The organism is Nostoc sp. LEGE 06077 (genome assembly GCF_015207705.1).
In the GTDB taxonomy this organism is placed as follows: Bacteria; Cyanobacteriota; Cyanobacteriia; order Cyanobacteriales; family Nostocaceae; genus Nostoc_B.
Window position 1 is genome coordinate 1 of the sequence record NZ_JADEWI010000082.1, and the last position, 24,783, is coordinate 24,783.

The 24,783-nt window shown below is 41.5% G+C and carries 20 protein-coding genes and 1 pseudogene; 10 read left to right on the plus strand and 11 right to left on the minus strand.

The window, feature by feature from the left end:
* Positions 1-303 precede the first annotated feature (303 nt).
* Together tpiA and folP are read left to right on the plus strand one after the other, a co-directional pair.
* A complete protein-coding gene (gene tpiA, locus IQ244_RS29890; RefSeq protein WP_193900330.1) occupies positions 304-1,029 on the plus strand; it encodes a triose-phosphate isomerase in 726 nt (241 codons plus the stop codon).
* A gap of 87 nt (positions 1,030-1,116) precedes the next feature.
* Positions 1,117-1,965 (plus strand): dihydropteroate synthase, encoded by an 849-nt coding sequence (gene folP, locus IQ244_RS29895; RefSeq protein WP_193900314.1) that lies wholly within the window; start codon positions 1,117-1,119, stop codon positions 1,963-1,965.
* 54 nt (positions 1,966-2,019) lie between these two features.
* On the opposite strand, the gene IQ244_RS29900 is transcribed toward folP, so the two are convergent.
* The 4 genes from IQ244_RS29900 to IQ244_RS29915 all read right to left on the minus strand — a co-directional run bounded on the left by IQ244_RS29900 (position 2,020) and on the right by IQ244_RS29915 (position 7,618).
* Positions 2,020-2,850: an SPFH domain-containing protein gene (locus IQ244_RS29900; RefSeq protein ID WP_193900315.1), complete on the minus strand. Its 831-nt coding sequence runs from the start codon at positions 2,848-2,850 to the stop codon at positions 2,020-2,022.
* A gap of 211 nt (positions 2,851-3,061) precedes the next feature.
* Positions 3,062-4,720 (minus strand): alpha/beta hydrolase, encoded by a 1,659-nt coding sequence (locus IQ244_RS29905; RefSeq protein WP_193900316.1) that lies wholly within the window; start codon positions 4,718-4,720, stop codon positions 3,062-3,064.
* A gap of 80 nt (positions 4,721-4,800) precedes the next feature.
* Positions 4,801-6,315, minus strand: a complete 1,515-nt coding sequence (locus tag IQ244_RS29910) for a polysaccharide biosynthesis/export family protein (protein WP_193900317.1) — start codon at positions 6,313-6,315, stop codon at positions 4,801-4,803.
* Positions 6,316-6,637: 322 nt separating this feature from the next.
* Positions 6,638-7,618: an ABC transporter ATP-binding protein gene (locus IQ244_RS29915; RefSeq protein WP_193900318.1), complete on the minus strand. Its 981-nt coding sequence runs from the start codon at positions 7,616-7,618 to the stop codon at positions 6,638-6,640.
* A 258-nt stretch (positions 7,619-7,876) separates the two neighbouring features.
* On the opposite strand from IQ244_RS29915, the gene IQ244_RS29920 reads away from it, so the two are divergent.
* On the plus strand, positions 7,877-8,503 hold the full coding sequence (locus IQ244_RS29920; RefSeq protein WP_193900319.1) for a hypothetical protein: 627 nt from the start codon (positions 7,877-7,879) through the stop codon (positions 8,501-8,503).
* 85 nt (positions 8,504-8,588) lie between these two features.
* Here IQ244_RS29920 and hisB read toward each other — a convergent pair whose 3' ends face one another.
* Both hisB and fabI read right to left on the minus strand, forming a co-directional pair.
* Positions 8,589-9,239: an imidazoleglycerol-phosphate dehydratase HisB gene (hisB, locus tag IQ244_RS29925; RefSeq protein WP_193900320.1), complete on the minus strand. Its 651-nt coding sequence runs from the start codon at positions 9,237-9,239 to the stop codon at positions 8,589-8,591.
* A 114-nt stretch (positions 9,240-9,353) separates the two neighbouring features.
* Positions 9,354-10,130: an enoyl-ACP reductase FabI gene (fabI, locus tag IQ244_RS29930; RefSeq protein ID WP_193900321.1), complete on the minus strand. Its 777-nt coding sequence runs from the start codon at positions 10,128-10,130 to the stop codon at positions 9,354-9,356.
* An 819-nt stretch (positions 10,131-10,949) separates the two neighbouring features.
* Between fabI and ntcA the strand changes: the two genes are divergently transcribed.
* The 3 genes from ntcA (at position 10,950) to IQ244_RS29945 (ending at position 14,051) form a co-directional block, all read left to right on the plus strand.
* Complete coding sequence (gene ntcA, locus IQ244_RS29935) at positions 10,950-11,621, plus strand: global nitrogen regulator NtcA (RefSeq protein ID WP_015113299.1); 672 nt, start codon at positions 10,950-10,952, stop codon at positions 11,619-11,621.
* Between the two features lie 261 nt (positions 11,622-11,882).
* On the plus strand, positions 11,883-13,373 hold the full coding sequence (locus IQ244_RS29940; RefSeq protein ID WP_193900322.1) for a DUF3084 domain-containing protein: 1,491 nt from the start codon (positions 11,883-11,885) through the stop codon (positions 13,371-13,373).
* A 225-nt stretch (positions 13,374-13,598) separates the two neighbouring features.
* Complete coding sequence (locus IQ244_RS29945) at positions 13,599-14,051, plus strand: pre-16S rRNA-processing nuclease YqgF (RefSeq protein WP_193900323.1); 453 nt, start codon at positions 13,599-13,601, stop codon at positions 14,049-14,051.
* Positions 14,052-14,085: 34 nt separating this feature from the next.
* Here IQ244_RS29945 and IQ244_RS29950 read toward each other — a convergent pair whose 3' ends face one another.
* Positions 14,086-14,349 carry a DUF3146 family protein gene (locus tag IQ244_RS29950; protein ID WP_062287265.1) on the minus strand — a complete coding sequence of 88 codons (264 nt, stop codon included), beginning with the start codon at positions 14,347-14,349 and terminating at the stop codon, positions 14,086-14,088.
* Positions 14,350-14,658: 309 nt separating this feature from the next.
* Here IQ244_RS29950 and IQ244_RS29955 point away from each other — a divergent pair, with 309 nt between their 5' ends.
* Positions 14,659-14,823: a hypothetical protein gene (locus IQ244_RS29955; protein WP_416209797.1), complete on the plus strand. Its 165-nt coding sequence runs from the start codon at positions 14,659-14,661 to the stop codon at positions 14,821-14,823.
* 221 nt (positions 14,824-15,044) lie between these two features.
* Here the strand turns inward: IQ244_RS29955 and IQ244_RS29960 are convergent, their stop codons facing one another.
* A complete protein-coding gene (locus IQ244_RS29960) occupies positions 15,045-15,551 on the minus strand; it encodes a T6SS immunity protein Tdi1 domain-containing protein (protein WP_193900324.1) in 507 nt (168 codons plus the stop codon).
* A 261-nt stretch (positions 15,552-15,812) separates the two neighbouring features.
* A complete protein-coding gene (locus tag IQ244_RS29965) occupies positions 15,813-17,969 on the minus strand; it encodes a polyribonucleotide nucleotidyltransferase (protein ID WP_193900325.1) in 2,157 nt (718 codons plus the stop codon).
* A 655-nt stretch (positions 17,970-18,624) separates the two neighbouring features.
* Here IQ244_RS29965 and IQ244_RS29970 point away from each other — a divergent pair.
* Genes IQ244_RS29970 through IQ244_RS29980 form a run of 3 tightly spaced genes read left to right on the plus strand, consistent with a single transcriptional unit; the run spans position 18,625 to position 23,059 of the window.
* Positions 18,625-21,837: a DEAD/DEAH box helicase gene (locus tag IQ244_RS29970; RefSeq protein ID WP_193900326.1), complete on the plus strand. Its 3,213-nt coding sequence runs from the start codon at positions 18,625-18,627 to the stop codon at positions 21,835-21,837.
* 44 nt (positions 21,838-21,881) lie between these two features.
* Positions 21,882-22,718: an SWIM zinc finger family protein gene (locus IQ244_RS29975; RefSeq protein ID WP_193900327.1), complete on the plus strand. Its 837-nt coding sequence runs from the start codon at positions 21,882-21,884 to the stop codon at positions 22,716-22,718.
* A 41-nt stretch (positions 22,719-22,759) separates the two neighbouring features.
* Complete coding sequence (locus tag IQ244_RS29980; RefSeq protein ID WP_193900328.1) at positions 22,760-23,059, plus strand: CU044_2847 family protein; 300 nt, start codon at positions 22,760-22,762, stop codon at positions 23,057-23,059.
* Positions 23,060-23,232: 173 nt separating this feature from the next.
* Here the strand turns inward: IQ244_RS29980 and psbC are convergent, their stop codons facing one another.
* Both psbC and IQ244_RS29990 read right to left on the minus strand, forming a co-directional pair.
* A complete protein-coding gene (psbC, locus tag IQ244_RS29985; protein ID WP_193900329.1) occupies positions 23,233-24,621 on the minus strand; it encodes a photosystem II reaction center protein CP43 in 1,389 nt (462 codons plus the stop codon).
* Positions 24,605-24,783, minus strand: a pseudogene (locus IQ244_RS29990) (photosystem II D2 protein (photosystem q(a) protein)); the annotation flags it as partial. The gene psbC and the pseudogene IQ244_RS29990, both read right to left, overlap by 17 nt.

Here is a 24,783-nt window from a genome sequence, read left to right on the forward strand (position 1 = left end):
GGAATATATCTTCAAACAACTTCCATTCCAGGTCGCTTAATCCTTCAAATCGCCCAGCCATACCCTAATACAACTTATCTTCATCAATAGCAGATTATCATATTGCTGATATTAGTGGGATAGATTCAAGAGTTGGGTAAATTTTTTAGATACTGAAAAGTCATTTGGCAAGCCAGTCAAGCTGGGAAGAATGCGTGTAGTAATCAAAGCAGTCAAGCTTTTATTTAAAATGCTGATTGCATCCCAAAAAGTTCTAGACTGAAAAATGCATCTATTAGCGTTAGGAATTTGACTACATCACCTGTGCGGAAAATTGTTATTGCCGGTAACTGGAAAATGTTTAAAACCCAGGCAGAAACTCAAGATTTCTTGCGAGGTTTTCTGCCTCATTTAGACGAAACGCCCCAAGAGCGAGAAGTATTATTGTTTCCTCCTTTCACCGATTTAAACATTTTGACTAAAAGTTTGCATGGCAGCCGTGTACAACTTGGAGCGCAAAATGTTCATTGGGAAGATTCTGGAGCTTACACTGGTGAAATTGCTGCCCCAATGCTCACAGAAATTGGTGTCCGTTTTGTGATTGTCGGTCATAGCGAACGGCGACAATTTTTTGGTGAAACAGACGAGACAGTTAATCTACGTCTGAAAGCTGCTCAAAAACATGGTCTCACCCCAGTTTTATGTGTAGGGGAAACTAAACAACAACGAGATTTAGGGCAAACAGAATCACTCATTACTACTCAGCTAGAAAAAGACCTAGTGAATGTAGATCAAGATAACTTGGTAATTGCCTATGAACCAATTTGGGCAATTGGTACAGGTGACACTTGTGAAGCAACAGAAGCTAACCGAGTTATTGGCTTAATTCGCAGTCAGTTAAAAAACACCAATGTTTCGATTCAATATGGCGGCTCAGTTAAGCCAAACAATATTGATGAGATCATGGCTCAACCAGAAATTGACGGCGTGCTTGTAGGAGGAGCCAGTCTGGAACCTGAAAGTTTTGCCCGGATTGTAAACTATCAATAGTCTTATATGCAACGCCTTTTCCCTGGCTCTACCAGGGAATGGGTTAACTAAGTCAAAGGTCAAAAGAATCAGACTTTATCGCTTTGTATGCCCAGTCAATTAATCATTCGCGGGCGTTGTTTTGCATGGGGACAACGTACTTATTTAATGGGTGTATTGAATGTAACACCTGATAGTTTTAGTGATGGTGGAGATTTTAGTAGTACATCTACGGCATTAGCGCAAGCACAAGCAATGGTAGCTGCTGGTGCAGACATGATTGATGTTGGTGGACAATCTACTCGACCGGGTGCAGCACAAATTACTCTGGCAGAAGAATTAGAGCGAGTCATCCCCATCATACAGGCGCTACGGTCTGAAATGACAGTGCCAATTTCTGTAGATACAACTAGGGCAGATGTAGCAAAAGCCGCCATTGAAGCTGGAGCCGATATCGTTAATGATATTTCTAGCGGGACATTCGATTCAAAGATGTTGCCGACAGTTGCGAGTCTAGGTGTGCCGATAGTATTGATGCACATTCGGGGAACACCTCAAACAATGCAACAAATGACAGAGTATGAGGATTTGCTGGCAGAGGTGGCAACTTTTTTAACAAGAACAATTACGGCAGCAACCAAGGCAGGCATTGACCAGGAAAAAATTATGATTGATCCAGGGATTGGTTTTGCTAAGAATTATGAACAAAATTTAGAGATTTTGCGTAACTTGCGATCGCTCACTCCACTAAACTGCCCTATCTTAGTAGGAGTATCTCGCAAAAGTTTTATTGGTCGCATTCTCAATCAACCAAATCCCAAAGCACGCGTCTGGGGAACAGCCGCGGCTTGTTGTGCTGCTATTGCCAACGGTGCTGATATTCTAAGAATTCACGATGTCAAAGAAATGCGCGAAGTCTCTTTAGTGGCTGATACATTGTTCAGATCAAGGGATTAGAGTCTAGAATTTTACTCAGCACTCAGCACTCAGCACTCAAAACTCAGCACTTTTTCAAGTTTGACCATTCCCATTACTTTCAGTACCTACTGTATCTCCCAACATTTGATCTAATGCTCCTTCTGATAAGCCTTGGTTAAGAAAGACAATTTTGGCATTGGTACTAGCACTAAGTTTTTGATTAGCTTCTACATGTTCTTGAGCCACAAGATACCGCAGAATCTCCCGTGTTTCTGGTTTAGCAGTTACAGCTTCAGAAAGGATGCGAATTGATTCTTTTGTAGCTTCGGCGCGCTTAATTGCTGCTTGTCTATCACCTTCAGCTTCTAAAATAGCTGCTTGTTTTCTAATTTCAGCAGCTTGTTGTTCTGCCATTGATTTCTGAACACTTTCTGGTGGTGTGATGCTTTGAATATCCACGCGGATAATCTTCACACCCCATTTTTTACTTGTCTCATTCACAATCTGCAACAGTGATTGGTTCATTTGATTTCTGGCAGATGTGGTTTCCGATAATGTTCTATCGGCAATATGGGTACGGAGTTCAACTGTTACCAAGTTAGATAAAGCCACCTGCATATCTTCAACTTTATAAAAGCTGTCTTCCATGCTGGTAATTTGCCAAGTGACAACACCATCCACTTCCAAATAGACGTTATCTTTAGTAATTACTTTCTGAGGCTTAATGTCTAAAATCTGCTCTCTGGTGGTATCTTCCATCACAATCTGATCCACAAAAGGCACAATAAAGTTTAAGCCTGGTCTAAGTGTGCGGTGTCTTTGTCCTAAGCGTTCAACTAAGGCCTCATTACCTTCATTAATAATTTTGGCAGATCCGAATGCATAGCCTACAAGCGCTAAGACTATAGCAATAATTGGCTCCATAGATGCTCCTATGTAGTAATTGGGAGAATTAACTGTTAAGGATATGGTAATTGTCCTACCTTTTAGTCTAATCTCTGGAGTTTGTGCTTTTGGACGCACTCACTCATAAACCCAGCATCTGTAAATTTGCTGTGTTCTAAGCAGACAAGAAAGATGGGCAGAATGCGATCGTTATTAAAGCACCTTGATAACATACTGGCAAGAAATTTACTCACTTCACCGCCAAATCCAGCCAAGGTTTGATATTTGTGGGTAAATCGGCATTCAGGCGTAGGGGTATTTCTGGTGTCGATAGAGACTGAGCATAAGCTGCTGTTAAAAATGGTTGGTAAGTCTTAGCCTCTGGTGTGAGTTGCTTGACAAAAGCTAAACTGACACCACAAATTAGCTGGCGCAAGGGTTGGGTTTCTGCACCACGTTTTTCGGCAATTATTTGGGAAGCTTCCCCAGTGGAATATGCGGGGTCAAGAATACTTAAATGAGTCGCACCAATGGCGGTTAACAAATATTTATTACCGCGTAACTGAGTAAAAGGTCTAATTTGGTGAGTTAAGGAAGGAGTTAAAACATCTTCAGTAGCGGTCAAAATTAACACAGGCTTGTTAATCTGCGAGAGTCCCTGTTTACCAAAAAGTTTACCTGTTAGGGGGTTAAAAGCGATCGCACTTTTAACTCGCTCATCCCGCAACTGGATTTTCTTCTCTTTTAAGGATGTAGCTGCACATTGCAACCAATCACCAAGGGGGTCAACCACGCTCAGAGAAGTTTTGCAAAATTGTCGCACTTCCTCTAAATTGATTTCTCCACCTACCAAAGCTAAAGCAGTATAGCCTCCCAAAGAATGACCAATTACAGTCACTTTCTCGGTATTGAGTTTTCCTTGCAGTTGTCCTGGTTGGGTGTTGAGAACTGCCAGTTCGTTGAGTAAAAAACTCACGTCCTTGGGTCGGTCAATAAATTCTTTAGCTGGGAGTAACTTTGCTAAATCTCCTTGATTGGCAGTGTTATTAACTGCTACACCATTACTACCAGGATGTTCAATAGCAGCTACGCTAATGCCATAAGAAGCCAAATGACGGGCTAAATAGCTGGCAAATCGACGATTAGCACCAAAGCCGTGGGAAATTACTACTAGTGGTGCTGTTGTGTCTGTTGTTTGACTCCAGTAAATATCTACAGGAATACTACGTTGACGTTGTTTGTCTTCTAAGGTGAGTGTTTGCTGTTGTACGGCTGCTTGGCCAGTAGCCGCAGGGTCGAAACTAGGACTAAAGGGTGTATTCGTATTAACAGCTAAATTTCTGGCGAGGATGCTGCCGAGGGCTTGGTTTTGTAAGTTGTTGGGGTTAAATTCCGTAGCAATTTGTAATATCTGAGTTGCATCTAGGCTAATATTTTCCGTCGGGTAGGCTTTGAGGAAACTTACAACGCTCAAACCATTGACTTGACGCAGACCGATACTCATCGTTGCTTGCAAACTTTCGATTGTACTGCCGGGAATAGCTGCTGTTAAAGATGTAATTAATTGTTTGCCTTGGGGCAAAAGAGTTAATTCGTCCACGAATTTGTCGGCAAATTTTGGATCTACTTGCAATCGTCGATTGAGTAAGCCGCGTAATTCGGGAGTAAATAAAGATTCGTAAGCTTGAAGAGTTTTGGACAGTGTTCCAGTTTTAGCAAATTTTTCGATATCCGCGATCGCCACAGATTGCTGAAACGGGCCAAAACGAATAGTCACTGTTTCGGCGGCTAATGTAGCTGGTATTGCCAAACCCCAACTTAAAACAAGACCCAAACTAAATAACAAACCTTGCAAGGGTTCTTTCTTGCAAGGTTTGTTGCTTGGTGGAAACTGCAAAGAAGCTGCCATTTTCTTTGAACCAAAAGATTACCAGCTATGGGGACGAATAAACCGGGATTATTGTCCCCAATTTTTAGCTGTATCCTATCCTAAAATCCTGTGAATAACCTCAACACATTCAAAATCACACCAAAGGGGCCAGAGATGGCACTTAAAGTTTCACTAGTCTTAGTCAAACCATTACGGCCAACTATAATCACATCGTTATTTCGCAGAATAGGATTAGTCGCCTCGTTAATTCCATCAGCAAAATTGACTTTGACAACGCGTTTGGTGACAGAACCATCAGGATTCAATCGCACCAAATCTACAGCGGCTCTGCTGGCTCTGGCATCATTAAAACCACCAGCGGCTAACAAGGCTTGGTTTAAAGAACTATTGGGCTTAATCTCCGTAGCCCCTGGTCTTTTAACTTCGCCGACAACACCCACTTGAATTGTGTTGGGAGATAAAGTTGTATTCGCTAGTTGGGTCGCTTCTGCTGCGGTTAAATCTGTAGCAGTGGGAATCACAATTGTATCGCCATCCTGCACAATAATGTCTTGATTGACATCTCCACTTTGGAGTAATTGCCAGAGATTAACATCGATATTTTGTTCACCACCAGTTCTGGTAGGACGGCGGAGTTTGAGGCTGCGAATATCAGCTTGTCCGGTAATTCCACCCGCTAATTGAATTGCTCTGGTGACTGTAGGTAAGCCACCTGCTCCCCCTTCTGCACCACCACCACCTGTTGTGACGAGATAAGAGCCAGGACGGTTGACTTCACCAATAATGGCTACAGTCCGGGGTGTGCTGGAACTAGCAGCAAAGTTGCTGGCGGCTAAATTACGCGCGTCGGTTTTGTCGAAGTTAGATGCAGTTGGTACAAAGATGGTGTCACCATCGCGTAATGTAATATCTTGACCTATCTGACCTGTCTGTACAGCCTCTCTTAAGTTAAGGCTCACAAGTTGTTCACCACTGCGTCCAACTTTCCGCCTTACTTGTACTTGAGTGACATCAGCCGCTAAGGTAACGCCTTGGGCTGTGGTTAAGGCTGCTAAAACAGTTGGGTATTGTACACCAGGATTATCCCCTGCGCCACCACTCAAACTGAGGGTATAAGAACCAGGGCGTGTAACTTCTCCCGCCACAAAGATATTAATGGGGCGGGGTGATAACAGGTTGACCGAAATTAAAGGACGTTTTAAATAACGGGAGTACCTTCTGGCAATTTCATCAGATGCTTGTTCAGTTGTTAACCCCAAAACTGGAACACTCCCAATGAGCGGTAAAGTGATTGCGCCACCGGGAGGAATTTGATATTCTCCTGTGTATTCCGGTACTTCAAATACATTAACCCGGATGCGATCGCCTCCACCTAATGTGTAATTAGTATCTAGTTGTTGTGCAGTTGCTGGTGATACCTGTTGTGGCGTTGGGATGACTGGTGGTCGATTCGGCGGTAGCGTTTGTGATGTTGGTATTACTGGTTTTGAAGCTGGTAATACTGGTTGTCCCTGAGCTAGGCTGACGGGCGACACAGCAAGATTGATAGCTGTATAAAAAGCCACACCCATAGATGACTGGGTGAGGAATTTCCATAAACCTGTGTTAAACATATTTACCTTAGACTCTGAGACTACGATCGGCAAAGTACTGTCTAAACGTTTTAATTTGACTATACTTAAGTATTCCCGTTTCCCGACAATCTTATTTTCCTTGAAGGATACTCTTTTCCGGAAGCATAATTATTTATGAGAGTTGAATTTTTAGTAAAGTTAATTTAAAGTTCAACTTACGGAGATACGTATTCAGCATTTATTAATACAGGTTGTGATGGCAATTTACAACCTACGTAAGTGATTCAGATCCCCGAATTCTTTAAAAAGTCGGGGATCTAAAATCGAAAATTTAAAATGCGTTATTGAATATCAAAAATTACTACACAGAGATATTTTGTTTTTGAATCTTTTGAATAAAAAAGTCTTCCAGAGATTGACGCGCTAAATCAAAGGAAATGATTTTACCCTCCATTAAGCGCAGGCTATCGAGAAAATCATAGTAATCATCTTGTAAAGTTCCTTGCCAAGAACCATCATGATTAAACACAAGGTTAGGTAGCCATTTCAAAAGAATTTCTTGATCGCCACCTTTACCCTTTACTTGATAAGCATTAGTACTACCTAATAATTCATTGAGAGAACCAGCGCAAATTAACTCACCTTTGGCGAGAATGGCAATGCGATCGCAAATTTGCTCAACTTCACTCAGAATATGACTGTTGAAAAAAATTGTCTTGCCAGCGGTTTTTAACCCTAAAATAATCTCGCGCATTTGGTAGCGTCCTAGAGGGTCAAGTCCCGACATCGGTTCATCCAGAAATATCAGTGCGGGGTCATTAATTAACGCCTGTGCCATCCCAACGCGTTGTAGCATTCCCTTAGAGTAACGCCGCATTTGTTTTTTACGTGCATCAGCTAAAGGTAGACCAACTAATTCTAAAAGTTGGGGAAGGCGATCGCGCTGGATATTCCGAGGAATTTGGAATAGTCCAGCCGCCAACTCTAAAAATTCCCAGCCAGTGAGATAATCATACAAATAAGCGTTTTCTGGCAGATAGCCGATACTTTGCTTAACTTGGCGATCGCCTAATGGTTTCCCTAACAATAATCCTCGTCCCCCACTTGGACGAACAATTCCTAACAACAATTTTAATAAAGTAGTTTTACCAGCACCATTCGGCCCCAATAACCCAAAAGTTTCCCCCTGATAAACCGTCAAAGAACAGCCTTTGAGAGATACAACTTTTTGATTCAGCCAAAAGCCACTGCGGTAAACTTTTCGCAAATCAACAGTTGCAACAACTGGCGGAACGTCGGTAGGTTGCGGTTGTGGTTCGGTAGTATCTATAACAGATTTCATATTGGTTCAATGACTACTGACCAAAGTTATAGCCGTCAGTAGGGTCTGTTGTCGCGTAGCACAACGAACCATCCAAGATTTTTTTAACACATATCTTGCACCAGGCGACTTTCAGTCGCCCATCACCTTGATTGGGTGCATCCACTTTCAGCAAATAGCCCTACAATCTGCGTTGTTCTGCGTTGTGTTTTGCGATCGGCCAACTCAAAATTTCATTGGGATATAAAGGATGCAATAATACTTCCGCCGATCATAGCGATGAAATTACATCGAGTTTTGAAGATTTTTGCCCCACTATGTTTAGCTGTGATCTGTCTGATTATTTGGGTTAACTCTCAATCGCCAGATTTTAAACGGTCTAAGTTTTGCCGTACAACCAAACCTCTAACTGAAATACAAGCTAATAATTACGATAATCTGGGAATTTATTGGCATAGTGGAACATTTACCAGAAAAGTTTTTCTAGATGGAAAAGGAGAAATAAAAGTAATTATTTTTCCTAGAGGACTGTCCCCACAAAACTGGTCAAAGATATCTTCATCATCGATTCAATATATCGGTAAAGGTGGTGATGATAGTTGGCAAGAATGGTTGCGTCCTGATTATTTTTATGTGCTTGAAGTGCCTAAACAAGCGACAGCCTTAGCATTTGGCAGACTTTGTTACCGTAATGGAGATGTGGAAGTTGAGTCAATCAAAAAGCTGACACCAACTTCTTTAGGAAAGATAAGCATCAATAACAAAATTTATCTTTCGCATTTATACCCATTACCAAAAATTAATTCATCTACTGTTATTGTGAATACAGGCAGTAATCGTCTTGATACTCTGGGTATTCAAACAGAAGTATATTTCACAACAGTGGATCTTCCAACAGAAAATTAGACTTCAAAAAACTTTTATTGCCAAAAATCCGAAGCAATGTCATGAGTTATTTGTAAATACAAATAACTCATGACAAATGACAAATTTATAAAACACCTTTAGAACTAGGAATTGTCCCAGCACGACGGGGATCAAATTCGGTTGCCATTCGCATAGATCTCGCAAATGCCTTAAATGTGGCTTCAATAATATGATGGGAATTTATGCCATCTAACTGACGGATGTGCAGCGTCATTTGGCTATGATTGACCAATGCCACAAAAAATTCCCGCACTAGCTGAGTGTCATAAGTGCCGACTCGTTGTGTCGGAATTTGCAAGCCATAACTCAGGTGAGGTCGTCCAGAAAAATCCAACGCCACTTGAATCAAAGCCTCATCTAATGGGGCTAAAAAATTCCCAAAGCGGACAATACCTTTTCTGTCACCCAATGCTTGATGCAACGCTTGGCCTAAAGTAATGCCAACATCTTCGTTGGTATGATGGTCATCAATTTCCCAGTCGCCTTTGGCTTTGATATCTAAATCAATCAAACCGTGGGAGGAAATTTGATGCAACATATGGTCTAAAAATGGCACACCAGTTGCAGCGTGACATTTGCCTGTGCCATCTAAGTTAATAGTTACTTGCACATCTGTTTCACCAGTCACACGGTGAACAGAAGCAATACGAGCAGTTGTAATTGATGAAACTTGGTGCAGAACAGAATTTTTATTAGAGGTATCGCTAATTTGCATAGTTAATGAGGAAGTAGGAACTATGAAGTATAAAGTATGAAGTCTAAAATTTCATACTTCATACTACCCTTCGGGAAGCCGCGCAGAGCGCGTCTACACCCTTCATACTTTTGATTACATTCCCATAATTTCATATCCTGCATCCACGTACAGAACTTGTCCGGTAATACCGCTGGCTAAGTCACTAGATAAAAAAGCCGCTGTATTACCCACTTCTTGTTGAGTTACTGTACGTCGCAGGGGAGCTACTTGTTCAACATGATGAATCATGTCTAAAATGCCGCCAACTGCCGAAGATGCTAAAGTCCGAATTGGCCCAGCAGAAATGGCATTAACGCGAATATTGTCTGGGCCAAGTTCTGCTGCTAGATAACGTACACTCGCTTCTAAACCTGCTTTGGCTACGCCCATAACGTTGTAGTTAGGAATAGCCCTAACACCACCCAGATATGTCAAGGTAACGATGCTACCACCTTCTGTCATTAACGGTTTAGCTGCACCAGTTAACTGCACTAGGGAATAGGTACTAATTTCTAAAGCTGTATTGAAACCAGAACGGGAAGTTTGGCTAAAACCTCCCGTCAAATCATCTTTATTGGCAAAAGCCAGACAGTGAATGAGGATATCTAGCTTCCCCCATTTTTCCCGCACTGCTTCAAAGGTAGAGTGAATCTGTTCGTCATTTTGGACATTGCAGGGAACAAATAAGCTGGGATTTAGAGGTTCTACCAATTCTGCAACTTTTTTCTCCATTTTGCCACGTTCATCGGGGAGGTAAGTAATACCTAAATTAGCCCCGGCTGCGTGCAATTGTTGAGCGATACCCCAAGCAATGGAGCGATTATTGGCAATACCTGTAACAAGAGCGTTTTTTCCAGTCAGATTCAGCATACAAATTATTAACAGGATCAATCATGATGAGGATGTCCGAGCAGTAGCAAATATTTTTCTTTATCCCCATAGCACAGTGTGACGTTGACAAACTTAATATTCAAAAAACTAGAAGCCTTTTGAATGCCAGTTGCTTTAACGAAAGTTCGTTTCTCAAGGCAATGGCTGTTTTTGACTTGAGCGTAGCTGTACTAGCTTTTCTTTTCCAGGAGGAAATGACAGCCTGGAGTCTAAATTTTTTAGGGGAATTGAGGATACTTCGACTGCTTAGTGTATCATCTGGGACTTTTTCAGACATCCTCTTAGGAGGATACTAGAAACTGAGGCCTGTTTTTCTGGGTTAACCACAGGATTTATCAAAATCATGTTTCATCAACAAAAATCCAGGAGTCAGCAGCCAGAATTCGCCAATTGAATGTTGTGGGATACTACACCTAATTGGCTGTTTTGTGGTGCTTATCGGTGGCGGATATTTTCTCCCAAGGATTGATTTTGACTCCTGAATTGTAAATTCTAAATTCTTCTTTAATTCAATAGGTGTGTTTCCTGCATAAAATATTGTCTGCTATTCCTGAAGATCTTCTCAAGATATAATGAATTTTTTTGCAAAAAACCTGATGAATACGAGTTTTTAAGTACTTATAACAACTACTAGCTAAAAAGGGGGAAAATTATGTATCATTATGAACAAATAACTCCGAAGTTAGGGATTTGAGTATAGGAAAGTACAGAAAGGTTGACGGTGATTTATTGATTTTTCAGGTGTATTCTTAGGTAATAAGTTTCTTTGTTTTTCCGGCATTGGGTAGGGGAAGGGAGATGATCGTGACACAAGATAAAGCCCTAGCAAATGTTTTTCGTCAGATGGCGACTGGGGCGTTTCCGCCGGTTGTGGAAACGTTTGAACGCAACAAAACGATCTTTTTTCCAGGCGATCCTGCTGAACGAGTTTATTTTCTTCTTAAGGGTGCTGTAAAACTTTCCAGGGTATACGAAGCAGGAGAAGAAATAACAGTAGCGCTGTTACGGGAAAATAGTGTTTTTGGTGTGTTGTCTTTACTGACGGGAAATAAGTCGGATCGGTTTTACCATGCTGTTGCATTTACACCTGTAGAATTGCTGTCAGCACCAATCGAACAAGTAGAGCAAGCACTAAAGGAAAATCCAGAATTATCAATGTTAATGCTGCGAGGTCTATCTTCGCGGATTTTGCAGACAGAGATGATGATTGAAACTCTAGCTCACCGAGATATGGGTTCAAGATTGGTGAGTTTTTTATTAATTCTTTGTCGTGATTTTGGGGTTCCTTGTGCAGATGGAATCACAATTGATCTGAAGCTATCTCATCAAGCGATCGCAGAAGCAATTGGTTCGACTCGCGTTACCGTCACTAGGTTACTTGGTGATTTACGTGAAAAGAAAATGATTTCTATTCATAAAAAGAAGATTACTGTGCATAAACCTGTTAGCTTAAGTAGGCAGTTCACTTAAAGAAGAATTCAGAAGTCAGAAGTCAGGAGTCAAAACAAAAATGTTATTCATTCTGAATTTGGGCTTCTTGACTCCTGCGTTCTTTGTTGTTCAAAGCAATTGGAGGTAGTGGAGTTGGCAAGTATTGTGTTTTTGCAGATAATACCCATAGCTGGAGGTAAATCATAAATTGATGAATCTTCGCTATTGCCAATCATCCATCCTCCACAGACAATGGTCGAAAGTAGTAGGCTGTATCTGGAACCATTTCGGTAGCTGAAGATGACCACTGGGTACATCCTCATAGCGGCAATTTTAATTCTGGGAGGCGTAATTGCTACTGTGGGCGATCGTATTGGCACACGGGTTGGCAAAGCTCGCCTCTCACTATTTAAGCTTCGTCCTAAAAGTACGGCGGTAGTGGTGACTATTTTCACTGGGGGCTTAATTTCGGCTTCAACTCTAGGGATTTTGTTTGCGGCGGATGAAGGATTGCGTAAGGGAGTCTTTGAATTAGAAGATATTCAAAAAGACTTAAGAAACAAACGGGAACAACTCAAAACCGCAGAAGCGCAAAAAAGCCAAGTAGAAACAGAGTTAAGCCAAGCGAGAATTGAACAAACCAAGGCGCAACAAGATTTACAGATAATTAATAAATCGTTGCAAGCGGCAAATGCTAAACAACGAGAAACGCAAGCGCAACTCAACATAACTATTGGTAGACAAGCCCAAACCCAAGTTCAACTGCAACGCACTCAAGGTCAGTTGAATCAAGTCGCAACTCAGTATCAACAAGCCAGATCAGAATTACAAAACGTTTATAATCAACGAAAAGCCCTGCAAGTAGCTGTAGGACAATTAAAGGCAGAACAGCAAAGATTGTATGCAGAGGCGAAAAAAGCGATTGATGAAGCAAAAGCTGCCATTACAAAACGTGATCGCGAACTTGCTAACCGCCAAGAAATTATTGAACAGCGCGATCGCAAAATTGCTCAATTAGATAAACTTATTCAAAATCGCAATGTCGAAATTGCTGCACGAGAACAAGTTATTGCTACACGGGAATCTCGCCTCAAAGAATTAGAAAGACAACAAGATTTTTTAGAACAGGAAGTAGCCAGACTAGAAAAATACTATCAATCTTATCAAGACCTGCGCTTGGGCAAGTTGGCATTGGTTCGAGGTCAAGTTTTGGCAGGTGCTGTGATTCAGGTTAACCAAAGGATTGCTGCGCGTCAGGCGGTACTGCAACTTTTAGGAGATGCTAACCAAAATGCCATCTTTCAATTAACTGAACCAGGTACAACACCAGAAAATAAACAAATACTACACGTAACTTCAGAAAGAATTGAGCAGTTGATTAGACAAATCAGTGATGGTAGAGAATATATCGTGCGAATTTTCTCCGCAGGTAATTACGTCAGGGGAGAAAAACAGATAGAATTCTTTGGAGATGCCGCACGCAATATATTAGTCTTTTCGGGAGGAGAGGTATTGGCTAGTACCAGTGCCGATCCCAGAAGTATGACATCTTATCAGCTACGGCAACGGCTAGATTTGCTAATTTCTGCTTCCCAATTTCGAGCGAGGAATGCTGGCATTGTCGAAGGTGTACAAGTCGATGGGACTTTTTTGCGCTTTATCAACCAGCTAAGACAATACGATCAACCTTTAGATATTAAAGCGATCGCCGCAGAAGATACATACACAGCCGGGCCTCTGCGAGTGAAATTATTAGCTATCCAAAACGGCAAAATTATTTTCAGTACATGAAATATTGAAATAATAGGGATTAGAGGTTATAGGTTACAGGTTACAGGTTATAGGTTATGGGTTAGTACAGAGCAACTATACTTCGTCCACGCTCAGTATAAGCTCAGTAACTATGTGGAATTGCCAAAAGGCTTGTGCTATGAACATTCTTTCTTTTACCTTGTTGCAATAGTCCATTTTTTATAGATTTTGCTATACCCCATTAAAAATTACAGCTGATTGAATATGAATTTAAATGAATTCTCTCCAACTCAACCAGTAATTCTAGGCTTCGATCCTGGTAAAGATAAGTGTGGTTTGGCCGTAATGGGATTAGATCGGCAACTGCATTATCATCAGGTTGTACTTGCACAAGAAGCGATCGCCAATATAGAAACCCTTCAAAAAAGATATCCTGTTTCCTTACTAGTTATGGGTAATCAAACCACAGCCAAGCAGTGGAAACAAAAATTACAACAAGAATTATTACAACCTTTAAATATCATGTTAGTAGATGAGCGATATTCTACGTTAGAAGCACGCGATCGCTATTGGCAGATGTATCCGCCCCAAGGACTCACAAAACTATTACCCAAAGGAATGCGCCAACCACCAAGACCAATAGATGACATTGTGGCTATCCTATTAATTGAAAGATATTTAAATCGCCTGACACAATCAGCAGTTAATAGTCAATAGTCAATGGCTCTTATCTCTCCCTTGCCTTGCATCCTCATAATTCTGCTCGGATAGTGAAAGCATAGTCGCCTCCTGGCTCCAACTGATAATCTTGTTTTTCTAAAAAGCGACCAAGGGGTTCTTTGATTAAAGCACGACCTTGGGATGGCTTCACAGACAGTTCTCCACGGCGGAAATGCCACTGGAAATGCCACTCAAAATCCCCCGCGCTGACTTCACCCTCAAGAAAGCCATGTTGCCAGGATTGGCGCGTAATTCTGACATGGGCAGTAGTTTCTGGCAAACGTTTTGCACTCACAATGCGTTGAATAAAGTGTGGAATAAAAGCAAACAATGCAGTCTACTTCTTTTATTTACCAAACTTCGCCGCGATCGACAAACTGACAAAAGGGAGTTTTAACACTTTGTTGAAGAGCCAAACGGCTGAAATTACAGATTAACATTGTCAACTCTTTGCTGTAAGCATCTAACAAAATCAGAAAATTTATCACATTATGATTACTTGGCTCATTCAGAAAGTATCGTTATCACAAATGTTACAAATGAAGACTAGAAGACAACAAATTGATGAATGTATGCTCTCAATATGAGTTAAAAAGTGATTGCTATGGTAACAACATCTCCAGTTGCAGAAACAAGAACTCTGTTAAAAAACATTAGCTGGCAAACATTCAAAGCCATACTGGCAGATATGGGCAAAGAACGCAACTCCCGACTCGCCTGGAACACAAATTCAGTAATCCTACAGCTAGATGACGAAACCAAGTACTAGAGAGAATTTTAAGACTTGTGTGTACACCGTAGCCGTTTTGGGGACGGGAGTTTATATCATTTCACTTAAACATTATACAGATATGCAAGCAGTGCCTCGACTTCGCTCTGCGAATGGAAGTAGAGGTGCAAAGGAAATAATTTGTATCAGTTATTTCGTGAATTGGTATTACTTCTTCTTTACCTACTAGGGAAGAGGTTTTTAATTACTGAATCGATACTTTATGTGTCCGATTTTACAGTAGCGTCATTGACGCTGATTTTTGTTATTACTGTTCCATCGGGCAAATCTTTTATTTGCTTATAAAGCTGACCCAATAAACAAAAGTGAACCGAAAGCGAACAAGGCGCAAAATTGGAAACTTCGACAGAACCATTGAGAAACGGCGGAACTTTGTAGCTGTAACACTGTCCCTTATCTAGATAAAGTCCACTTAATTTTAAATTACCAATAAGCTGTGGTATAAACCACAAGTTCAAATTTTCTGGTTTTGCTATAGCAACTTTGAACTCAGCAATACTGTCAGCAATATATGTTAGCTCTCCTGTTCCCACATTCAGCCAATATATCCCAGCATCATCATGATGTGCTTGCAGGAACATATCACCAATTGCACTAATTAGAAATAGATGCATTGGATGTGGAAAAAGCCAATACCAATCACTGAGCAAATCATCAGCTCTATAATCATCAAAATTAACAGTCAGGTCATTCCATGTTAAATGCATAATTGCAAAAAATTCTGAGAACGTATTTTTATAATTCCCAAAATTAGGTTGTTAAACATTGAGCTTATAGGTACAACTTAATAATTTTTTTAGCCAGCGTTCGGCTTTGGCGTTGCCGTATGCTGGGCAGGCTTCGTTTGTGTAGCCGAGACTTTAGTCGTTCGGCTGATTTATATAAAAGATATATTTTAAAAAAGCTACGGCGATGCCTACAACAAAGGCATCGCGGATTTTAGAGAATATCTAAAATCCCAAATCGATTTATCGATTTACTGCCGCAGCTTCTCGCGCCGCAGCTGCTTGGTCTGGATGAATACCCAAACGTGTGAGATTGATCCGTCCTTTACCATCAATCTCGCGCACTTTGACAATCACTTCATCACCAACTGCGACTTCATCTTCAACCTTGCCAACGCGGTAGTCAGCAAGTTGAGAAATGTGGATCATCCCTTCCTTACCGGGGAGGAATTCCACGAAAGCACCAATTGGGATAATTCGCGTAACACGACCTGCGTAGACATCCCCTTCATGCAGCTTGCGGGTCATCCCTTGGATGATGTTCCGAGCTTTTTTGGCTTTGCTTTCATCAACAGCAGATATGGTAACAGTACCATCATCTTCAATGTCGATTTTGGCACCAGTTTCTTCGGTGATGCCTTTAATCGTCTTCCCTCCAGGGCCGATGACTAAACCAATCATGTCTGGGTCAATTTTGATAGTCAGCAGACGTGGCGCGTAGGGTGATGTTTCTGCGCGTGGTTGGTCGATTGTTTGGAGCATTTTCTCCAGAATGTGCAACCGCGCGTCTTTGGCTTGGTGAATGGCTTGGGCTATGGTTTCTAAGGACAAACCAGAGATTTTCATATCCATTTGTAAGGCAGTAATCCCGGTATCTGTCCCAGCCACTTTAAAGTCCATGTCGCCAAGGAAGTCTTCAATCCCTTGAATATCAGTTAAAACGCGGACTTCATCACCTTCTTTAATCAGACCCATTGCTGCACCGCTGACGGGTTTGAGGATGGGTACACCAGCATCCATGAGGGCGAGGGTAGAACCGCAGACTGAACCCATTGAGGTAGAACCGTTGGAAGAAAGTACTTCCGAAACAATCCGAATTACATAAGGAAATTGTTCTTTGGGTGGCAGAATTGGCAAAATTGCGCGTTCGGCTAAAGCCCCGTGACCGATTTCCCGCCTACCAGGCGCACGCATTGGCTTGGTTTCCCCAACGGAGAAGGGGGGGAAGTTGTAATGGTGTAGGTAGCGTTTGGATTGGTCTGTTTGCAGGTCATCATTCAGATTTTGGGCATCACCAGGAGTACCAAGGGTACAGTTGGATAATACCTGAGTTAGTCCGCGATTGAATAAACCGCTGCCGTGGACGCGTTTTGGTAAGACACTAACTTGACAAGAAACAGGACGTACTTCATCTAGTTTGCGACCATCAACGCGGATATTATCTTCCACGATTTGACGGCGCATGAAATATTTGGTGATTTCTTTAAAAGTCTTACCAAGTGCTTTGGGATCACTAGTAGCAGCTAGGCGAACGGGATCTTCTTCTGGTAATTCAGCTATCGCAGTTTGGATTGTATCTTTAACTACATCTAAAGCTGCATCGCGTTCAGGTTTAGTAAATGTAAATTGAGACAGAATTTTCTTAATCTCGTCATTGGCGCGATCTCGAATATAGTTTTCCAGGGTTTGGTCTACCACTGGTGGTGCTTGGTGAATTATTTGCAAACCCAGGTCGGCAATTATCTCTTGCTGCGCCTTAATTAAGTCACGCACCGCTTCGTAGCCAAAATCAATCGCTTCGATAATATCGCGCTCTGGCAGCTGATTGGCTCCTGCCTCAATCATGATTACGCCTTCTGGTGAACCAGCTACGATCAAGTCGAGGTCTCCAGCTTCAATTTCTGCATAAGTAGGATTAATAATGAAATCATCTCCTACTAAGCCTACCCGCACAGCTGCCATCGGCCCGTTAAAGGGAATCTGGGCAATCAATGTAGCGATGGAAGCACCAGTGACGGCTAGAACATCAGGTGGTACTAACTCATCCATCGATAATGTTAAGGCGATGATTTGCAGGTCATCCCGTAACCATGAAGGGAACAGAGGACGCAGAGGACGGTCTATAAGACGGCTGGTGAGAATTGCCTTTTCCGGTGGACGACCTTCCCGACGCATAATCCCACCGGGAATTCTACCTGCTGCATAAAGTCTTTCTTCGTAATCTACTGTTAGGGGAAGAAAATCAATGCCTTCTCTGGCTTGTGATCTCGTAGCTGTTACCAAAACAGCTGTGTCCCCTGATTCTATCAAAACCGACCCACCAGCCTGGGGAGCTAGTAGGCCTAACTTCAGTCGAATATCCCGTCCATCAAAGGATATTGACTTTTCAACTTCTGCCATTCAGTTTTTTTTCCTTCTATGCACACTATTCTCTCTCTGTGGCAATCCTAACATTTATGCACTCTGGCTGGCTTCTGTTACATACAAAGATAAACAAGTTATTTTCTGCCAAATTTATTACATGTTTGCCTATCAAGCGGCAGTAGATTTGACGGCTTGCTTATCTTTTTGGATTGCCACAGGTAGAATATGCCTAATCATACTCAAAAGTCTACAAATTGCCTATATCTCAATCTATGTAATTTATCAACTACTGGTGGAGTCAAGGTAGACAAAGTAGATTTTTTTACAACTCCTCAACGGGCTGCGACATTCCTTAAATCATCATTAAAATTACACGAAAACAATATCACACCAGTATGTAAACCTAGTTGTACAATGGTACCAGCTTTGCAAACATAGCTGCATTATCCTCAACAAAATCAATATTAATTCCCTTACTCATCTACAAATTATTGAGCATCACTAATTTGATTTTTAACAGATATTTGCATTACTATTTTCTCTAATAATTTGATAATTTAGAAATGTAGATAGAATTTAAATATCAATAAAAGTATAAGAATTAATTTACTGAGTTAATCAAGTGAAAATAAAGTCATAAGCATTAAAAAATCTCAATAATTTAATCTGATAAAAATCTGAGTAGTTAAAAATGGCGATTTTACACGGTAGTTGGGTCAGAAAAAATCAAAATGGTTGTTTATTTATCTGGGGAGAAACTTGGCGATCGCCACAAGTAAACTGGGATGTAACGAAATCTCCCGATATACCACAGCACCCATTGGCTATGACAGCAGCAGAGTTAAGTGAGTGGTTAACTTCGCACAATCTGACAATTACCAGCAGCCAACAACCACAGGTACAAACGCAAACGCGATCGCGCAAAACCATAAAACCACCTGAAGCCAGTTTACCTACCCATTCTCACATCATCGCCTTACCAACTCAGATGCTGGAAAACAGCAAAGATCAGACATTTAACTTATTACCTCTACATTCTGCCAGTCAAGATTTAGAGTCTGGCGCTTCAGCATATCTGCAACCTTGGCAAATTGAAGGTTTTTATCTCCATACCAGCGAAGCAACTAAATTTCTCCAATCTCTTCCTCTGAATGTTTCTAGTAGTGAAGACACATTTTTAGCCGGGGATTTAAGATTTTGGTCGCAGGTAGGACGTTGGAGCTTAGATTTAATTTCTCGCTCTAAGTTTTTACCCTATATTCAACAGCAAGTAGATGGTACTACAGCGGCTGGATGGCAAGTACTTTTAGACAGTGCTGTAGATGGCACTCGCTTAGAAAAATTTGCGGCGAAAATGCCCCTAGCTTGTCGGACTTATCAAGAAATTGAGAGTGGGGATATTTCTGTAGACTTGCCTGCATCTGCACAAGAATTAATTTTAGAATTTCTCAACAGTACAATAGATGTCCAAGTGCGGGAGATGGTGGGCAATCAACTCATCATTGAAACTAGGGTGATGGCTGCTTTACCAGTATCATTACGCCAATGGTTGCAAGGGTTAACTAGTGCATCTAACACTGTGGTTGCAGATGCTATTGGTATAGAACGGTTAGAAGCCGCACTGAAAGCTTGGACTTTACCCTTACAGTCGGAAATAACAGGAAAGCCGCTATTTCGTACTTGTTTTCAATTAAATTCTCCAGGCGAGGGAGAAACTGAGTGGAAACTGCCGTATTTTCTCCAGGCGGCTGATGATATAGAGTTTTTGTTGGATGCTGGCACAATTTGGCAAAATCCAGTTGAACAATTAGTTTATCAAAACCGCACCATTGACAAACCCCAAGAAACTTTCTTACGCGGATTGGGTTTAGCTTCTCGATTGTATGGTGCGATCGCCCCCAGTTTAGAAACAGAATACCCCCAGTCTTGCCAGTTAACTCCGATTCAAGCCTACGAATTTATTAAGTCCGTAGCTTGGAGGTTGGAAGATAACGGTTTAGGCGTAATTTTACCCCCCAGTTTGACCAATCGTGAAGGCTGGGCGAACCGTTTAGGATTGAAGATTACCGCCGAAACTCCCAAGAAACAAAAGGAACGCTTGGGTTTACAAAGCTTACTCAACTTTCAATGGCAATTGGCGATCGGCGGACAAACCATTTCTAAAGCTGAGTTTGATCGACTAGTGGCTTTGAATAGTCCTCTGGTAGAAATTAACGGCGAGTGGGTAGAGTTACGTCCCCAAGATATTAAGACAGCCCAAACATTTTTTGCTTCCCGCAAAGAACAAATGGCACTTTCCTTAGAAGATGCCTTGCGCCTGAGTACCGGAGACACTCAGGTGATTGAAAAATTACCAGTGGTGAGTTTTGAAGCTTCTGGGGCTTTAGAAGAATTAATCGGAGCGCTGACAAATAATCAAGAGATTAAACCCTTACCCACACCAGTCGGTTTCCAAGGACAATTGCGTCCATATCAAGAACGGGGTGCAGCTTGGCTGGCTTTTTTGGAACGGTGGGGTTTAGGTGCGTGTCTCGCTGACGACATGGGGCTAGGTAAAACTATTGAGTTTATAGCATTTGTTTTATACCTCAAAGAACAGGATGTACTAGAAAAACCCATACTATTAGTCTGTCCTACTTCTGTGTTAGGTAACTGGGAACGGGAAGTGAAAAAATTTGCCCCCAGCCTGAAAGTAATGCAGTATCACGGTGACAAACGCCCTAAAGGTAAAGCATTTGTCGAAGCAGTCAATCAGCATAATTTAATTATTACTAGTTATTCCTTAATTCACAGAGATGTGAAATTATTGCAGACTATTTCTTGGCAAATAATTGTCTTAGATGAAGCCCAAAATGTCAAAAATCCTGATGCCAAACAATCACAGGCAGTTAGACAGTTAGATGCAGCATTTCGTATTGCCTTAACAGGCACACCAGTAGAAAATAGACTGCAAGAATTATGGTCTATTTTAGATTTTCTCAATCCTGGTTATTTGGGAAATAAACAATTTTTTCAACGGCGGTTTGCTATGCCGATTGAAAAATACGGTGATGCAGCTTCTTTAAATCAGTTGCGTTCATTAGTCCAACCATTTATTTTAAGACGGTTGAAAACAGACCGAGAAATTATTCAAGACTTGCCAGAAAAGCAGGAAATGACTGTATTTTGTGGTTTAACTACAGAACAAGCAGCACTTTATCAACAAGCAGTCGATAAATCTTTAGTGGAAATAGAATCGGCTGAGGGATTGCAACGACGAGGTATGATTTTAGCGTTACTAACTAAACTCAAACAAATTTGCAATCACCCATCTCAGTATTTAAAAGAAACAACATTAGCACAACATAATTCTGGTAAATTGCAATGTCTAGAAGAAATGTTAGATGTAGCGATCGCCGAAGGAGACAGGGCTTTAATTTTTACTCAATTTGCTGAATGGGGTAAACTACTTAAACCCTATTTAGAAAAGCAATTAGGTAGGGAAGTTTTCTTTTTATATGGCAGCACCAGTAAAAAACAGCGGGAGGAAATGGTAGACCGTTTCCAACATGATCCGCAAGGGCCACCTGTGATGATTCTTTCTTTAAAAGCTGGTGGTGTGGGATTAAACTTAACCCGCGCCAATCATGTATTTCACTTTGATAGATGGTGGAATCCGGCAATTGAAAATCAAGCTACAGACCGAGTATTTCGGATTGGTCAAACCAGAAATGTCCAAGTACATAAATTTGTTTGTACTGGGACTTTAGAGGAAAAAATTCACGACATGATTGAAAGCAAAAAGCAATTAGCTGAACAAGTTGTGAGTGCTGGTGAAGAATGGTTAACAGAATTGGATACCGACCAACTACGTAACTTACTCATACTTGATCGCAATGCTTTGATTGACGAAGATGGCGAATAAAGTGGAGTATTTTTTAAATTAATTGCTATAGCTAGAGATGAACTATGACTAGTTACACATTACAAGCAAGCCGTGAATGGTGGTCACAAAGATGGCTAGAGTTACTAGATTCTTATCGCTTTAAAAAGCGGTTAGAACGTGCGAGAAATTATGCGCGTCAAGGTAATGTTCTGAGTATTGAATTTAAAGGCGCGAAAGTATTAGCCAAAGTTCAAGGTAGTGAAGTTGAACCATATACAGTTTCTCTTTCCCTTAACTCTTTTAGCGATGAAGAATGGGGCTATGTAATTGAAACTATGTCTAAAAGAGCATTATTTGCTGCCAAATTATTGGCAGGAGAAATGCCCCAAAATATTGAAGAAGTATTTACAGCTAATGGACTTTCCTTATTTCCGTTTACTTTGGGTGATGTACACAGTAAATGTTCTTGTCCTGATAAAGCTAACCCTTGTAAACACGTTGGCGCAATTTACTATCAATTAGGTGACAGATTTAGTGAAGACCCATTTGTGCTATTTCAATTGCGTGGGCGAACGAAAGAACAAATTATTAGCGATTTACGTAATTTACGGGGTGCTAAAACTGAAGCGAATAAGACGACAATATCAGATGTTAAACAAGTAATTTCTCATCAGCAATCCTCTGTTAATCTTAGCTCTTTTTGGGAATATCATGAGCCTTTAGATTCATCTTTAGTAGTGATTGCACCTAGTATGGGCGAGACAGTCTTAGATGTTTTAGGGGCAATTCCCTTAGCGAAAACTGAAGAGGATGTAGTAAGTTTAAATTCTGGTGATGTGGTAATGAAGTATTTAGATACTATTTACAAAGATGTTAGCCAAAAAGCTGTTTTAGCAGCTATGAATGTGGGAGGTAGTTGAGTTTGTCTGTAATTAACGCAGGGGCATATATTTAAACTAATATGGAAATTCAAAGCAAAATTATTACAGTAGAACTTGCTGATGGGACAAATATTAAAATTGAAGCCACACCAATAGGCGATCGCAAACCAAATATTCAAGTTAGACAGTTTAGCGAATTCACAACCCCACTAGAAGCCCTAATCACAGAGATTGCCGAATCATTAAATAAAGTAAAACCAGATAAAGCCAGTATTAAATTTGGGATAGATATTGGCATTGAATCAGGGAAGCTAACACCTGTACTAGTCAAAGGTAATGATGCAGGTAATCTAGAAATTACCCTAGAATGGAACCACTAATAAAATTTTAGATTTTTAATTTTGGATGAGAAATGAGAGTTTTTTCTAATACCAAAATAACCTCAGACTTTTAACTCTGTCCCCTACTATAGCATTGCCAGAAAAAAGGCTCTTGTTTTGGAACAAGAGCCTTTTAAAAATTCGATTGTCAGTGATGAAAAAAAGATTTCAACTTAGTCGAGATCGTTCATGAACATTACTGGTTCATTCTCACGATCGATACCTTTCTCGAAACCACCAGCAGCAGCGCGGGCGCGGCCGGCGTGCCATAAGTGACCAATGAGGAAGAAGAAACCTAATACGAAGTGAGAAGTAGCCAACCACGCACGAGGAGACACGTAGTTGAAAGAGTTGATTTCAGTCGCCACACCACCTACAGAGTTCAAAGAACCTAGAGGAGCGTGAGTCATGTATTCAGCAGCGCGACGAGCTTGCCAAGGCTGAATATCGTTCTTGATTTTATCTAAATCAAGACCGTTGGGGCCACGTAGAGGCTCTAACCAAGGGCCTTGGAAATCCCAGAAACGCATGGTTTCACCACCGAAGATGATTTCACCACTAGGAGAGCGCATCAAGTATTTACCTAGACCTGTGGGGCCTTGTGCAGAACCAACGTTAGCACCTAAGCGTTGGTCACGGATTAAGAAGGTTAAAGCTTGAGCTTGAGAAGCTTCAGCCGCGGTTGGCCCGTAGAATTCGCTGGGGTAAACGGTGTTGTTAAACCACACCATGCAAGAAGCAATAAAACCCATCAGAGAAAGTGCGCCTAAGCTGTATGAGAGATAGGCTTCACCAGACCAAATGGATGCACGACGTGACCAAGCAAAAGGCTTGGTGAAGATGTGCCAAATACCGCCAGCAATACAAATTAAGGCAATCCAAATGTGACCGCCAATTACGTCTTCTAAGTTATTGACGCTAATAATCCAACCTTCGCCACCAAAGGGAGCTTTGATTAGATAGCCGAAGATAACTGCTGGGTTTAGAGTGGGGTTACTAATAACGCGCACATCACCACCACCAGGAGCCCAGGTGTCATAGATACCACCGAAGAACATCGCCTTCAGCACTAGTAACAACGCACCACAGCCCAAGATAATTAGGTGGAACCCGATGATGTTGGTCATCTTGTTCTTGTCTTTCCAGTCATAACCGAAGAAGGAAGAATACTCTTCTAAGGTTTCTGGGCCACGAACGGCGTGATAGATACCGCCAAAACCCAAGACTGCGGAGGAAATTAAGTGAAGTACACCCACTACAAAGTAGGGGAAGGTATCAATAACTTCACCACCTGGGCCTACACCCCAGCCTAAAGTAGCGAGGTGGGGTAGAAGAATCAAGCCCTGTTCATACATGGGCTTTTCTGGGACAAAGTGAGCAACTTCAAACAAAGTCATTGCTCCAGCCCAGAATACAATTAAGCCAGCATGAGCAACGTGAGCGCCTAGAAGTTTACCAGACAGGTTAATCAAACGGGCGTTACCAGACCACCAAGCAAAACCGGTAGATTCTTGGTCACGACCGCCGCCCATCACTGCGGGTCTATTAGAGAGCGTTACCACGAGGTAGAACCTCCTCAGGGAAGATAAATTGTTCGTGAGGCTGATCTTGAGGAGCCATCCAAGCGCGGATACCCTCGTTCAGCAAAATGTTTTTGGTATAGAAAGTTTCAAATTCTGGATCTTCGGCTGCCCGCAATTCTTGGGACACGAAGTCATAAGCCC

Coding starts and splice junctions, on each gene's coding strand:
- IQ244_RS29910 (WP_193900317.1), bottom strand. CDS start 6,315: ATGTTTAACACAGGTTTATGGAAATTCCTCACCCAGTCATCTATGGGT.
- IQ244_RS29940 (WP_193900322.1), top strand. CDS start 11,883: ATGACCACTGGGTACATCCTCATAGCGGCAATTTTAATTCTGGGAGGC.
- IQ244_RS29970 (WP_193900326.1), top strand. CDS start 18,625: ATGGCGATTTTACACGGTAGTTGGGTCAGAAAAAATCAAAATGGTTGT.
- folP (WP_193900314.1), top strand. CDS start 1,117: ATGCCCAGTCAATTAATCATTCGCGGGCGTTGTTTTGCATGGGGACAA.
- IQ244_RS29965 (WP_193900325.1), bottom strand. CDS start 17,969: ATGGCAGAAGTTGAAAAGTCAATATCCTTTGATGGACGGGATATTCGA.
- hisB (WP_193900320.1), bottom strand. CDS start 9,239: ATGCAAATTAGCGATACCTCTAATAAAAATTCTGTTCTGCACCAAGTT.
- IQ244_RS29905 (WP_193900316.1), bottom strand. CDS start 4,720: ATGGCAGCTTCTTTGCAGTTTCCACCAAGCAACAAACCTTGCAAGAAA.
- IQ244_RS29955 (WP_416209797.1), top strand. CDS start 14,659: ATGGTAACAACATCTCCAGTTGCAGAAACAAGAACTCTGTTAAAAAAC.
- IQ244_RS29945 (WP_193900323.1), top strand. CDS start 13,599: ATGAATTTAAATGAATTCTCTCCAACTCAACCAGTAATTCTAGGCTTC.
- ntcA (WP_015113299.1), top strand. CDS start 10,950: ATGATCGTGACACAAGATAAAGCCCTAGCAAATGTTTTTCGTCAGATG.
- IQ244_RS29975 (WP_193900327.1), top strand. CDS start 21,882: ATGACTAGTTACACATTACAAGCAAGCCGTGAATGGTGGTCACAAAGA.
- IQ244_RS29960 (WP_193900324.1), bottom strand. CDS start 15,551: ATGCATTTAACATGGAATGACCTGACTGTTAATTTTGATGATTATAGA.
- IQ244_RS29915 (WP_193900318.1), bottom strand. CDS start 7,618: ATGAAATCTGTTATAGATACTACCGAACCACAACCGCAACCTACCGAC.
- fabI (WP_193900321.1), bottom strand. CDS start 10,130: ATGCTGAATCTGACTGGAAAAAACGCTCTTGTTACAGGTATTGCCAAT.
- IQ244_RS29900 (WP_193900315.1), bottom strand. CDS start 2,850: ATGGAGCCAATTATTGCTATAGTCTTAGCGCTTGTAGGCTATGCATTC.
- IQ244_RS29920 (WP_193900319.1), top strand. CDS start 7,877: ATGAAATTACATCGAGTTTTGAAGATTTTTGCCCCACTATGTTTAGCT.
- IQ244_RS29980 (WP_193900328.1), top strand. CDS start 22,760: ATGGAAATTCAAAGCAAAATTATTACAGTAGAACTTGCTGATGGGACA.